The organism is Pontibacter chinhatensis, from assembly GCF_900113285.1.
In the GTDB taxonomy this organism is placed as follows: domain Bacteria; phylum Bacteroidota; class Bacteroidia; order Cytophagales; family Hymenobacteraceae; genus Pontibacter; species Pontibacter chinhatensis.
Genome location: NZ_FOOT01000003.1, coordinates 91,046 through 104,601 on the forward strand (window position 1 = coordinate 91,046; position 13,556 = coordinate 104,601).

Below are 13,556 nucleotides of genomic sequence, written 5' to 3' on the forward strand. Positions count from 1 at the left end.
CCTGTCCGCAGCTAAACCATTTAACCTTGAATGCTGTTAAGATAGGTTAGCGTGCTGCAACGGCGAAGCGCTAATATTTTTATACCTTTGCTATTTAAAATCAAGCATTCCTGAATGGCTTACAACCAGGCACAAGCAACCACTAAAGGGGCCGCTTCGGCAGCTTTTTCGCAGAACGGCGAAACGCAGCACATTGAAGTATACGGCGCCCGCGAACATAACCTCAAGAACATCTCCATTACGCTGCCGCGCTACAAGCTGGTGGTGTTTACGGGCATCTCCGGCTCGGGCAAGTCGTCGCTGGCTTTCGATACCATTTACGCCGAGGGGCAGCGCCGCTACATGGAGACCTTCTCGGCCTACGCTCGCTCCTTTATGGGCGGCCTGGAGCGCCCGAACGTAGACAAGATCGAAGGGCTTTCGCCGGTTATCTCTATCGAGCAGAAAACCACCAGCCGCAACCCGCGCTCCACGGTAGGCACCATCACCGAGATCTACGACTTTATGCGCCTGCTCTGGGCGCGTACTTCCGAGGCCTATAGCTATGTGACCGGCGAGAAAATGGTGCGCCAGAGCGATGACCAGATCGTGAACCACATCCTGGAGCACTTCGACGGCAAGCGCATTGTGGTGCTGGCCCCGGTGGTAAAGGGCCGTAAGGGGCATTACCGCGAGTTGTTCCAGCAGATCCGCAAAATGGGTTTTATCCGTGCCCGTGTGGATGGCGAGCTGCTGGAGATAACGCCGAAAATGCAGGTAGACCGGTACAAGATCCACGACATCGAGATTGTAATCGATAAGATTGTGGTGAAGGAGGAAGACCGTTTCCGGCTGTCCAGCTCTATCCAGAATGCGCTGACGCACGGCAAGGGCACGGCGCTGATACTGGATGCGGATGCCGACAAGACGCACTTCTTCTCGCGCCACCTCATGGACCCGGCCACCGGCATTGCCTACGACGACCCGGCCCCGAACTCTTTCTCCTTTAACTCGCCTTACGGCGCCTGCCCGGTCTGCAACGGCCTGGGCGAAATACAGCAGATCACTGAAGAGTCGGTGATACCGGACAGGGACCTGAGCATACGTCGTGGGGGTATCGCGCCACTGGGCGAGTACCGCGACATCTGGATTTTTAAGCAGATAGAGGCGCTGTTCAAGCATTTTAAAGTCTCGGTTTCTACGCCGATAAAGGACCTGCCCGAGGAGGTGGTGAAGGTGTTGCTCTACGGCCTGGAGGAAGACCTGGAGGTGAACACCAAGAAGGGCAACTATACGGTGGAGTTTGAGGGCATCATCAACTTCCTCAAAAACCAGATGGAGTCTGACTCGGACAACATCCGCAGCTGGGTGGAGGATTTTACGCAAACTAACACCTGCCCGGAATGCAACGGCTATCGCCTGAGAAAGGAATCGCTGCATTTTAAGCTGGATGGCAGGAACATAGGTGAGCTGTCCGTGCTGGACATCAACAAACTGGCGGCCTGGTTCCATGACCTGGAGAGCCGCCTGAGCGAGCGCCAGAACGTTATTGCCAAAGAGCTGCTGAAGGAAATCCGCAAGCGTATCGGCTTTTTGCTGGATGTGGGCCTGGATTACCTGAGCCTGCACCGCCCGGTGAAAACACTTTCCGGCGGCGAGAGCCAGCGCATCCGCCTGGCCACGCAGATCGGCACGCAGCTGGTAGGCGTGCTTTATATTATGGATGAGCCAAGCATCGGCCTGCACCAGCGCGACAACGAGCGCCTGATAAAAGCCCTGCAAGACCTGCGCGACCTGGGCAACTCCATTATTGTGGTGGAGCACGACAAGGACATGATCCTGCAGTCGGATTACGTGGTGGATATCGGGCCTGGCGCAGGGGTACACGGTGGGCAAGTGGTAACCGCCGGCACGCCGGAAGAGATGATGCAGGCGGGCACGCTTACGGCTGAATTCCTGAGCAACCGCCGCAGCATTGTGGTGCCGCGCCAGAAACGCCCTGGCAATGGCGAAAGGCTTATACTTAAAGGCGCCACCGGCAATAACCTGAAAGACGTAACGCTGGAGCTGCCGCTTGGTAAGATGATCTGCGTAACGGGGGTATCGGGTTCCGGTAAATCCTCGCTTATCCACGACACGCTCTATCCTATACTTAACACGCACTTCTTCCGGGCCAAGCGCGAGCCGCTGCCTTACCAAAGTATAGAAGGGCTGGATAAGCTAGACAAGGTAATTGAGGTGGACCAGTCGCCGATTGGCCGCACGCCACGCTCCAACCCCGCTACCTACACCGGCGTGTTCACCGACATCCGCACGCTGTTTGCGCAGCTGCCGGAGGCTAAAATCCGGGGTTATACACCAGGCCGCTTCTCGTTTAACGTCAAGGGTGGCCGCTGCGAGGCCTGCGAGGGCGCGGGCATGCGCACCATCGAGATGAACTTTCTGCCGGATGTATACGTGCCCTGCGAAGTATGCAAAGGCAAACGCTACAACCGCGAAACGCTGGAGGTGCGCTTTAAAGGCAAAAGTATAACTGACGTGCTGGACATGACCGTGGAGCAGGCCGTAGAGTTTTTCGAGAGCCAGCCGCGTATCCTGCGCAAGATACAAACGCTGAACGAGGTAGGCTTGGGCTACATCACCCTTGGCCAGCAGGCCACTACCCTGTCCGGTGGCGAGGCCCAGCGCGTGAAACTGGCCACGGAGCTGTCCAAGAAAGACACGGGCAAAACGCTATACATCCTGGATGAGCCCACCACGGGCCTGCACTTCCAGGACATCGAGCACCTGACGGAGGTACTGCACAAGCTAACAGACAAGGGCAACACAGTCCTCATCATCGAGCACAACCTGGACCTGATTAAGGTGGCAGATCATATCATAGACATCGGTCCTGAGGGCGGCGAGAAAGGCGGAACGATTGTGGCCGCCGGAACACCGGAAGAGGTGGCCGAAACCGGCCTGGGTTATACTTCGCGCTTCCTGAAGGAAGAGCTAAAGACCAGCCACTACCGCGAGAACGAAGAGGCCAGCGCCTAAGCGTTTAGTCTTATACTTAAAAAGCCCGCTACCTTTCATGGCAGCGGGCTTTTATACTTTTAGAGGTCTTCCAGCGATTTCTCCAGCCTTTCGAGTATCTGCTGGTGCTGCTTCAGCAGGGGCACCTGCTTGCTGGCGTACTGCTTCAGTTCCATCACCTTACCGTTTTTGGCGATGTCCTCGTAGCGCTCCAGCAGTTCCCTGTTCTGGTCCACGATGCGGCGCAGGTAGCTCAGGTCGAAAGAGATGCCGGACTTATCGGTTACCTCCTGGTATACTTTGTGGTGCGCATCGCCCAGGGTAGTGGGCAGCACAAAGTTACCCCGGTCGGCCATGTCGCGCAGGTCGTTTAAAATGCCTTGGTGGGCGGTTACCATTTCTTCTGCCAGGCCTTTCACCTCGGGGCTAACGGCCTTGCCGGTGGCAGCCTCCCCCAGCTGTACCTGCAGCATGCTGGCGCTGGCCGCCTCGGCAGCAAACAGGGCGTCGTTTTTCATGTCCTCCTGCACACCAGCCGCCTCGAACTGCTGCATGCTTTGCTCAGCAGCCTGGCTGATGCTGTCGTTGGTGCCGCAGGCGGTGGCAAGCACCAGCACCAAGAGGGTAAACGCACTTAGTATACTTTTCTTCATAGGTTTTTCTGTTGAATGTATAAAGCATCTGCAAGATAAGGCTTACAGATGCTTTATGAAAACCTGGCTACAGGTTAAGTGCCTGTATTACTTTTTCACCGTGTCCCGAAGCTTGCGGGCGCTTTCCAGGTGCTCGCGCAGCTTGGGCAGCTTGTCAGCCGCGAATTTCTGCACCTCGGCATCCTGCAGATCCCTGGAGGCCTCTTCGAAGTCCTCCACGGCATCCTCATGCGAGCTGACCATCAGGTCCATGTAGTCCCTGTCGAAGTCCGCGCCTTTTTTATCGCGCAGTCCGTCCAGTTTGTTGCGGTGCTCGTTGCTCATGCTGTCGGGCAGCATCATGTTCTTACTCTGAGCCAGCTGTCGCAGCTCCTCGTTTGCTTTGGTGTGGTCGGCCACCATCATCTTGGCAAAATCTTTCACCTGCTGGTTCTGCGCCATCTTTTGCGCCATATTGCCGGCCTCTACCTCCAGCATGCCGGAGCTGGCGGCCTCTGTGGCAAACTCAGACGCGTCATCCACCTGCTCTTCCATGGGGGTGTTTTCTACCTGTTGCTCGTTCACATCCTGCGCCTGCTCCACGGAGTCATTTTGCTGGCCGCAAGAAGCCACGGCGAACAGAAAGGCGCCTGCTATAAATCCTGTTGAGATAATCTTTTTCATAGTTATACTTTTTATCAGGTTATGTTTTGATTTATTTCAGGATTATATACGCCTTACGAGAAGTGGAGTTATTAGCGTTTGCACATACTTATCTGCCATAGCCGCGCAGCGCCCGATAAGCTTTAACCCGGATGCAACATAAATTTACAAAGGGATGTAAAGCACAGAAAAGCACACCGTTCCCCCGCATCCTTTTCCTTACCTTAAACACATATGACATGAGAAACAGCAAGTATGTTTTCGCATCTGCCTGGCTGGTGCTGCTCCTGATCCTGTTCCTGCCTCAGCACCGTGCCTTCGCCCAATCCGGTGAGGGAGATGGCCAGCCCAGCGCCGCCAACGACCGCATCCTGAAGCTTCACCCTTTGCAGATCGGGGAGATCTATTTCTCCTACGAGAAGATGCGCACCGAGCGCATCTCAAACGAGTTTGGCCTGAGCTACGTGTACCAGGGCTACCTGAAGAGCGATGATTTTCTGCCGGACGCTGTGAAGGTGGGGGGCGTGCACATACGCATGAGCCAGCGTTACTACACCTCTAAGAAGTACGACAACGTGCCGTTCGGCTTCTTCCACGGGCCGATGTTTGGCTATCGCTTCATGGCTTTTGAGGAGGGCGCTTTCGACAGCCCCTTCGAGTCGCCGTCGGATCCAAGCGGCCGCCGGGTAGGGCGCCTCTACCAGAACAGCCTGGAGCTCAGTTACCAGTTGGGAGGGCAGTTTAAGCTGGGCCAGCACTTTACCTGGGAGGTTTCGGCGGCACTGGGGGCACGCCTGAAGTATGCCCTGGCCAAAAATGCCGACGAGTTGCTGCCGGAGAATATTATCGGCCATACGCTGGCTTCTGAACCTAACTCGGCCATTTTTGTAGTGCCTGCGCCGCAGCTTAATGTTTCGGTGGGGTATGCGTTCTGAGTTTGGCCGGAAATAAGATCGCCGGTACCAGGTGGCACCGGCGATCTCGCCATGAACAGACGGACTAAGCGCTTTATTCTATTTTACTGAGCACCGTGTAGGATTGCAGCTTGCCATTGCGGTAGGTTTCGGAGCGCACCATCCCGATGCCCGGCACATAATATTCTACCGTTTCGAGGCGCATGCCGGGCATTTTCATACCCATGGCGCGGTTCTCCACCTCTGTGTTATACTTTATCTTGTAGCTGTCGTACGTACCGGCCGGCACTTTTATACTTTCCTTGCCTTCCACCTTGCGGTCTGTCACCTTCATCACCATGGTCATCATACTCTGGCCGTTGCCTTTGTTCTTCATTTCCATGGTCATGCTGCCATCTTCTAAAGACTGGCCCGGCTGCAGGTTGCCAGGGTAAAGCATCTTGTCGCCTTCCACGGTCATTTCCATGTCGGGCTGCCCTTCCATAGCGTTCTGGCGGTTCATCAGCGAGCGCATGTCCATCCAGATGCTGCCATCCTCACAACCTACCTTAAAGTCGCCCTCGGTGGCAAGTTTGCCCTTGTTGTCATACACCTGGCTCTGGATCGTGGCCTCCACCTTGTCGCCGGAGGTGTCTGTTTCACGCACATGATAGGTCATGCGGCCCGTCTGGCGATCTTTCTGGTCGTAGGTCAGTAACTCATACTTTGCGTTTTCGCGCAGCAGCAGGTAATCGCTGCAGTTGGACTGCGCCTTTGATGCAACCGCCACCAGCAAGCAGCACAGCAAAGGCAAGAAGGCCTTACGTATCATAATTTCATAGTTTTGCTTAAAAATAAATAAAAATATTTATAGTGAAGATATACTTCTATACGAACATCTCCAAGATAAGTCTTGAGAAAGTGCAGCGAAGTATAAACCTGGGCAGCAGAAACGGCAAGAGCCGGACAGGTTTGCCCGGCTCTTGCCAAAGTATAATTTGATTGAAGTTGCCTAAGCCCCTTTAAACTGAGGCTTTCGCTTTTCGTTAAAGGCGGCCACACCTTCCTTGTAGTCCTCTGAGTTGCCGGCAATCTTCTGGCAGTAGGCTTCGTACTCCAGCATTTCTTCCAATGTAGAGTTGAACGACTTGTTCAGCATCTTCTTCATCATGCCGATAGCCTTTGTGGGGCCGGCGGCATAGCGGGTAGCCAGCTCGGCCACTGCAGCATCCAGTTCCTCCGGTGCCACCACCTTGTTCACCATGCCCAGCCGCAGCGCTTCCTCTGCCGTCACTTTGGTTCCGAGCGTGCTCAGCTCAAAAGCCTTTAGCGAGCCCACCACGCGCGGCAGGAAGAACGAGGAGCCGGAGTCGAGCACCAGGCCCACATTTACGAACACCTCTATCATACTTGCTGCGGTGCTGGCCACAATCAGGTCGGATGCGAGCGCCAGGGAGCAGCCGGCACCGGCCGCCACGCCGTTCAGCCTGCAGATAATAGGTTTTGGCAGGTTGCGCATGGCCCGGATGATGGGGTTATACCGCTTCTCCAGCGACTCCGACAGGTCGCGCTTGCTGGCGCTGGCAATGGCTTTCAAGTCCTGGCCAGAGCAGAAGGCTTTGCCTGCTCCCGTCAGCACCACCACGCGCACGCTTTCATCACGGGCAACCTGCTTCAGGGCATCCTGCAGGTCGTAGCTTTGCTGGTCGTTAAAGGCATTGAAGACATCCGGGCGGTTCAGGGTAATGGTAGCCACGCCATCCCGTACCTCATATAAAAGGCATTCGTAGTTCATGTGTGTTGGGGTTAGTTTTGATTAGTATAAAGTTAGGAAATCCCGCCTGACCTGCAAGCTGCCACATTCCCTTCCTGTCTGCACATCTGCATCTACGTAAGCCATATTTTCATACTTGCTGATTTATACTTTATACTTTCTCTGGTACAAGCGTCCGCTTGTGCCTTTATACTTCCCCCGCTGGCGCGATTTTTCAACTCGTGCCTACCTATGATGTTGGGTTTGCAGCCCAACTGGCTTGAAAAGCCATATTTATACTTTGGCTATGTTAGCTGATTTATACTTTCGCTAGCGCGAGCTTGTAGCTCGTAACTTTTTATACTTGCCCAATTATACTTTGCTAGCTCCTGCTTCCTCCCGCTTGAACCAAGCTATACTTCCAAACCACCGTTCATCCTCTAGTTCCCACTAACCTACAGTTTCATCTCCTGCTTTCTGCCCTCCCAGGCCGGGAGGCCTCGCCTTCGGGCATCGCGCGGTGTACATTTCCTTTGCTACCCTTCGGTCGCAATGCCGCTAAGCGGCACCGGAAATCTACAAGGCGCTCAACCCAAAGGCTGGGAATAGGTTCGATAGCCACGGCTATGATAACTGTCCCCTTGAGGACAAGTGAGAACGGGAGTTCGAAACTTGCAAGCAAAGCTCAAGAGGGGTGTAATCGCCTGAAGATAATTCCCCTCCTGGGAGGGGCTGGGGTGGGTTTATACCTGTACAAACTCCCTCCCCTGTTTTTAGGGGAGGGTTGGGGAGGGGTGAAAAACCGCTGTTCTTAGGGCTACCATTCGGACACAAGTATAACCTACCTCCTCTCCCGCGAGCTTTCAGCTCGTGGTTATTTATTGCCGCATGTTTTCAGCTTGTGGGAGTCACTATTTATACTTTCGCCAGTTGAAAACTGGCCCCATAAAAGCTCCAAGTTGAAAACTTGAAGCAGCAATGGACTTGTATCCGAAGCGTAGGTTCTTGGGCCCAGGGCAGGGTTGATATCCGAGCAGGAGTAACTGGACCCGGCACGGCAAGTATAAACTACAGCGCCAGCGAAGCCATGAGCGCCAGCAGAAAGCCGCTTCCGAAGCCGGCGTAAACCTCCTCAGGGGTATGGGCCTGCAGTGCCAGTCTGGCCGACATAACGGCTCCGGTCAGGAAAACGCCTATGATAATCGGGTAAATCAACAAGGCCTCTGGGGCCAGTTTGTGCAGCAGGACCAGCAACCCTAGGGCACCGCCCATACCAATACTGTGCGCGCTTATCTTCCAGAACTGCGTCACGATATAGGCCACAAAAACCGAGGCCGCGATGATGCCCATCACAAAGTAGAAAACAGGGTTGTAGGTTGGCTCGCGGTAAAAAAGGTAGGCAGTGGCAGCGTAGCAAATACCCGTAAACAGCAACGGTATACTTCGTTGGTCCCGCCTGTCGGCCTCCATCGAGTCGAGGTAGCCCAGACGTACCATGGCGTACACAGCTGCTGTGGGAAGTATAAAAGTGGAGAAGAAGATCATGGCCAGCACAATCCAACGCACCTGCATGGGCAGCGTGAGCGCAGACTCGGGCAGGTAGTAAAGTATAATAGCGAAAACGTACGTCGGCAGCAGCAGCGGGTGAAAAACAACAGACAGGGCCTTTGCGAGCGAACGATTCACGGAGAAGTTAGAGAGTTAGAAGGTTAAAAAGTTGGGAAGTTAGAAAGTGATAAGTTGCAGCCTGGCCGGGTTATATTCATCAACAATTTAACAATCCAACCATTCAACAATTAAAGCTCCTTACGTAAACGGGCCACGGGGATGTTTAGCTGCTCCCTGTATTTGGCCACGGTGCGGCGGGCAATGTTATAGCCTTTCTCGTTCAGCAGTTTCTCTATCTTCTCGTCGGAGAGTGGCTTGCGCTTATTCTCGTTGTCGATGATCTCTTTGAGGATGTGCTTTACCTCGCGGCTGCTGGCGTCCTCGCCGGAGTCGGTGGCAATGCCCTCGGAGAAAAAGTACTTGAGCGGGTAGATGCCAAACTCCGTCTGTACAGCCTTGCTGTTAGCCACGCGGCTCACGGTACTGATGTCCATCCCGATTTCCTCGGCAATGTCCTTCAGGATCATCGGGCGCAACATACTCTCGTCGCCTTCCAGAAAGAAGTCGTGCTGGTACTTGATGATGGCCTCCATGGTGCGCAGTAGCGTGTTCTGGCGCTGGCGGATGGCGTCGATGAACCACTTGGCCGCGTCGAGCTTCTGCTTCACAAAAGCCACGGTCTCCTTCAGCTTCTTGTCCTTCTTATCCGACTTGTCGTAGGCATCGAACATGTCGGCGTAGGAGCGGCTGATGCGCAGGTCCGGGGCGTTGCGGGAGTTAAGCGATAGCTCCAGCTGGCCGTTGTTGTTGGTCAATATAAAATCAGGGATGATGTACTGCACCCGTGCTATTCCCGCGCCTGCGCCACCCGGTTTCGGGTTGAGGCGGGTAATCACATCGATGGCCTTCTTCAGCTCCTCCTCCGACACGTTAAACTTGCTCTGTATCTTCTGGTAGTGCTTTTTGGTGAACTCATCAAAGGTCTGGCGGATGATGCGCTCGGCCAGCACTGTGGTAGCGTCCTGCTCGCGGCGCTCCAGCTGCAGCAAAAGGCACTCGGGCAAATCGCGGGCGGCGATACCGGCCGGGTCGAAGGTCTGGATCAGGTGCAGCACCTGCTCTATCTCCTCCTGCGTGGTGTCGATGTTTTGGGAAAAAGCCAGGTCGTTGGCAATGGAGCTCAGCTCGCGGCGAATGTAGCCGTCGTTGTCAATGCTTCCGATCAGCTGCATGCCGATGGAATATTGCTTGTCGTCGAGGTCCAGAAAGCCGAGCTGGTCCAGCAGCGAGTCGGTCAGGGTGGTAGCCATGGCAATGGGCATCTCCCGGTCTTCCTCGTCATCCCCGCCACGGTCACCCTGCATTTTGTAGCCGCTTATCTCATCGTCGTTCAGGTAATCGTTCAGGTCGATCTCGTCGTCCTTGCCGTAATCCTCCTCGTAATCGTCCGATGAATCGCTATACTCCTCGGCAGGCTCCTCGCGCCCCTCTTCCAGGGCAGGGTTTACCTCCAACTCCTCTTTTATGCGCATCTCCAACTCAGCAGTAGGTATCTGCAGCAGCTTGATAAATTGTATCTGCTGCGGCGATAGCTTCTGGGATAAAAGTTGTCTTAAATCGAGTCGCTGCATAGGGTATAAGGGTAAAAAGGCGCCATTTCGCGCACTTCCAAATTTAGGATAATTTTACTTGCATTTAAAAAAAAGGTTAAAATATCGTTACTTTGGGAGGTTTCCGGTAGAACGCGGCTTAGAGCACCTTAGTATGGCGCTCCGGCAAGAATAACATAAGTCAGGGTGTGGCGCGCGGGCTTCCCGGGCTTCGGAGCAGAGCTGTTTTAAAGTATAGCCGCAGCAGCCCGGAACGAATTTTGCTAAAAGGCCGGGACCGCATTATTATAAATTTTATATTTTTAGAGGATAACTGTACCTTCAGGGTACTAATAACCATACACATGCAACGCACAAAAGTTAAAGATCTGCTACAAGGCGCCGAGGTAGGCAAGGAGGTATTGCTGAAAGGCTGGGTGCGCACAAAGCGCGGAAACAAGTATGTAAACTTTATTGCCGTAAACGACGGCTCCACGATAAATAATTTACAGGTAGTAGCTGAGGCCGAGAAGTTTAGCGAAGAGTCCCTGAAGGATGTCACCACGGGTGCCGCCATTGCGGTGGTGGGCCAGTTGGTAGAGTCGCAGGGAAAGGGGCAGGCGTACGAAGTACAGGCCACTAGTATAGAAGTACTGGGCAAAGCCGACCCGGAAACCTACCCGCTGCAGAAGAAGGCGCACTCGCTCGAGTTTTTGCGGGAGATCGCGCACCTTCGCTTCCGCACCAACACGTTTGGCGCTGTTTTCCGAGTGCGCAACACGCTGGCCTTTGCTGTGCACAAGTTCTTCAACGAGAAGGGCTTTGTCTACATGCACACGCCTATCATCACGGCCTCCGACGCAGAAGGTGCCGGCGAAATGTTCCGTGTAACAACCCTGGATCCGAAGAACCCGCCGCTTACCGAGAGTGGGGAGGTAAATTATGAGGAGGATTTCTTCGGCAAGGCCACGAACCTGACCGTATCGGGGCAGTTGGAGGGCGAATTGGCTGCCATGGCTTTCAGCGATATTTATACGTTCGGTCCTACTTTCCGTGCCGAGAACTCCAATACCACGCGCCACCTGGCCGAGTTCTGGATGATTGAGCCGGAGATGGCTTTCTATGACCTGAAAATGAATGCCGACCTGGCCGAGGAGTTTATCAAGTACATCATCCGTTACGCCCTGGAGCACAACCGCGAGGACATTGAATTCCTGGGCCAGCGCCTGGCGGAGGAAGACAAGGCCAAGCCGCAGAACGAGCGCCAGGAGATGACTTTGCTCGAGAAGCTGGAGTTTGTGGTAAACAACGACTTTGAGCGTGTCACCTATACCGAGGCTATCGACATTCTGGTGAACTCGAACCACTACAAGAAGAAGAAATTCCAGTACGACGTGGCCTGGGGCATAGACCTGCAGAGCGAGCACGAGCGCTACCTGGTGGAGAAGCACTTCAAGAAGCCGGTGATTGTAACGAATTATCCAAAGGATATCAAGGCCTTCTACATGCGCCTCAACGACGACGGCAAAACCGTGGCGGCCATGGACATCCTGGCCCCAGGCATCGGCGAGATTGTGGGTGGCTCGCAGCGTGAGGAGCGCATCGACATTCTGGTGGAACGCATGAAGAGCGTGGGCATACACGAGGAGGACCTCTGGTGGTACCTGGACACCCGTCGTTTCGGGGGCTGTCCGCACGCAGGCTTCGGCCTGGGCTTCGAGCGCATGGTGCAGTTCGTAACCGGCATGGGCAACATCCGCGACGTAATCCCATTCCCGCGCACGCCGCAGAACGCAGAGTTTTAAGCAAGTTTATACTTACAGGAGAGCCCGGCCATACTTTGGCCGGGCTTTTTTGTGGAGCTGTAACATCCTAAATATGATATTGCTATATTCGGGTCCCGAACCAAAGTATACGTATAGATGAACAAACTTTACTCTCTTCTGCTAGCCCTACTACTGGCTTTCCCAGCCGCTGCACAAACTGAGTTCACAAGCTTTCATGCCCAACTTACTAACCCTTCCAGTATACTTACAGCCGTTAACAGCTCAGGTGAGGTAGGTATAGTAGCCTTTGAGAATGGTGCGTTGTATAGCGCCGTTCTAGACGCTCAAGGGCAGAACACCTCCTCCTTCAAGGGTGTATTTAACTATAATGAGAAGAATGCGCTCGGCCTGATCGCGCGATCGGACCACTTCGTTTATTTCGAGAAAGTAAACGGGAAAAGGGAAGCTGTCCGCCCTTACCACATTGATAAGGCCACTGGCACCATTACGGCACTCAACCCTGTCACGCTTGCCTTAGATGACAAGGCTGAATTAGTGCAAGCGTATACACTAGGCAACCGGCTCTATAGTCTGTACTTCAGCAAAGTAACAAGCCGGGTGCAGGTGTGTGTATTTGAGAGCGAATCCGAGGTCACAGTAAAGAATTTTAACACGCCTGTTCTGGGGCTGTACGACCGTCTGCTAAAAGGAGAAAGGCCGGTGAACCCCGTTTTTATAGATCCAACGCAGGAACCTACGCTAGCTTCCGGGGTACATCAGAAAAAAATATATCACCAAGGAGACCAGATTCACATTGTATTTGATGGATTTGGGGCACAGCGCATGAACATCAGCAACCTGACGACAGAGGTACTGTACCTAGACCTGGCTACAGAAAAAACACGCTTTAGTGCACTGCCTCTCATCAAGAGAATACGCCCAATCGGTATAAATTCTTACGTGCACCAGGGTATACTTTACCAGATTCAGATTAAGCCAGACTACAACATGGAGCTGGGCGCATACGACCTGGAGACCTTAACACCTCTAAAAAGCTATGCATTTAAAAAGGATGAACCGCTAACCCTAAAAGCCTCTCCGGTAGCCTCTAACAAGCAAAAAGCGCATAAAGCCGATACAGCTGTTGTGGAGACGACAGAAACGGTACTGAAGAAACTGGGCATAGGTACCACTACTATACTTGCAGAAGAGGCTATCCCCGGCACCATCCGCCTGACACTTGGAAATTACGCGCTGACTTCGGGTAATGCAGCCATGCTTCCAACCGGCACTTCGCTCCTGAACCATGTTGGTCCAGCTGCTTTACCGGCAGTGATAGCACTCACCGCTGTAAAAGTGAATGCGGCAAACTCTGTTGAGTCTGCCAACTCTTTTCATGTATATCTACAGAAAGAGAATTTTGAGCAAGCTCTCCCTGTAGAGAACCCATCATACTTTGAGAAATTGAGCGCCTTTAACAGACAATTAATAGCCCAGAAAGTTCCTGTCACTGCTCCTTTCACTTATGACTATAAAGGACAGATGCACTATGGCTATCTCAACAGGAAGACCCAAACAATACACATCATTACCTTTGGCAAGGAGGAACAACTATAATAAAGTATTATTAACAGCCTGCGGAGTCGTATAACTCT

At 53.5% G+C, this 13,556-nt stretch carries 11 protein-coding genes; 5 read left to right on the forward strand and 6 right to left on the reverse strand.

Features of this window, described 5'->3' with window-relative positions; all coding sequences use genetic code 11:
• The first annotated feature begins 114 nt into the window (after nt 1-114).
• On the forward strand, nt 115-3,018 hold the full coding sequence (gene uvrA / locus BM040_RS09540) for an excinuclease ABC subunit UvrA (protein WP_092100530.1): 2,904 nt from the start codon (nt 115-117) through the stop codon (nt 3,016-3,018).
• Nucleotides 3,019-3,077: 59 nt separating this feature from the next.
• On the opposite strand, the gene BM040_RS09545 is transcribed toward uvrA, so the two are convergent.
• Both BM040_RS09545 and BM040_RS09550 read right to left on the reverse strand, forming a co-directional pair.
• Nucleotides 3,078-3,650 (reverse strand): DUF4142 domain-containing protein, encoded by a 573-nt coding sequence (locus tag BM040_RS09545; protein ID WP_092100532.1) that lies wholly within the window; start codon nt 3,648-3,650, stop codon nt 3,078-3,080.
• Nucleotides 3,651-3,737: 87 nt separating this feature from the next.
• The gene (locus tag BM040_RS09550; RefSeq protein WP_092100534.1) at nt 3,738-4,313 is read right to left on the reverse strand and encodes a DUF4142 domain-containing protein; all 576 of its coding nucleotides are present in this window, start codon (nt 4,311-4,313) and stop codon (nt 3,738-3,740) included.
• Nucleotides 4,314-4,531: 218 nt separating this feature from the next.
• Between BM040_RS09550 and BM040_RS09555 the strand changes: the two genes are divergently transcribed.
• Nucleotides 4,532-5,227 carry a hypothetical protein gene (locus BM040_RS09555; RefSeq protein WP_092100536.1) on the forward strand — a complete coding sequence of 232 codons (696 nt, stop codon included), beginning with the start codon at nt 4,532-4,534 and terminating at the stop codon, nt 5,225-5,227.
• Nucleotides 5,228-5,300: 73 nt separating this feature from the next.
• Here the strand turns inward: BM040_RS09555 and BM040_RS09560 are convergent, their stop codons facing one another.
• On the reverse strand, nt 5,301-6,017 hold the full coding sequence (locus BM040_RS09560; protein WP_092100543.1) for a TapB family protein: 717 nt from the start codon (nt 6,015-6,017) through the stop codon (nt 5,301-5,303).
• Between the two features lie 41 nt (nt 6,018-6,058).
• On the opposite strand from BM040_RS09560, the gene BM040_RS22065 reads away from it, so the two are divergent.
• Complete coding sequence (locus tag BM040_RS22065; RefSeq protein WP_262502450.1) at nt 6,059-6,187, forward strand: hypothetical protein; 129 nt, start codon at nt 6,059-6,061, stop codon at nt 6,185-6,187.
• 10 nt (nt 6,188-6,197) lie between these two features.
• Here BM040_RS22065 and BM040_RS09565 read toward each other — a convergent pair whose 3' ends face one another.
• The 3 genes from BM040_RS09565 to rpoN form a co-directional block, all read right to left on the reverse strand.
• On the reverse strand, nt 6,198-6,980 hold the full coding sequence (locus tag BM040_RS09565; protein WP_092100545.1) for an enoyl-CoA hydratase-related protein: 783 nt from the start codon (nt 6,978-6,980) through the stop codon (nt 6,198-6,200).
• A 1,026-nt stretch (nt 6,981-8,006) separates the two neighbouring features.
• Complete coding sequence (locus tag BM040_RS09570) at nt 8,007-8,624, reverse strand: hypothetical protein (protein WP_092100546.1); 618 nt, start codon at nt 8,622-8,624, stop codon at nt 8,007-8,009.
• Between the two features lie 110 nt (nt 8,625-8,734).
• On the reverse strand, nt 8,735-10,177 hold the full coding sequence (rpoN, locus tag BM040_RS09575; protein ID WP_092100548.1) for an RNA polymerase factor sigma-54: 1,443 nt from the start codon (nt 10,175-10,177) through the stop codon (nt 8,735-8,737).
• A 323-nt stretch (nt 10,178-10,500) separates the two neighbouring features.
• Here rpoN and asnS point away from each other — a divergent pair, with 323 nt between their 5' ends.
• Nucleotides 10,501-11,940: an asparagine--tRNA ligase gene (gene asnS, locus BM040_RS09580; protein ID WP_092101447.1), complete on the forward strand. Its 1,440-nt coding sequence runs from the start codon at nt 10,501-10,503 to the stop codon at nt 11,938-11,940.
• Between the two features lie 117 nt (nt 11,941-12,057).
• A complete protein-coding gene (locus tag BM040_RS09585; protein ID WP_092100552.1) occupies nt 12,058-13,518 on the forward strand; it encodes a hypothetical protein in 1,461 nt (486 codons plus the stop codon).
• Nucleotides 13,519-13,556 lie beyond the last annotated feature (38 nt).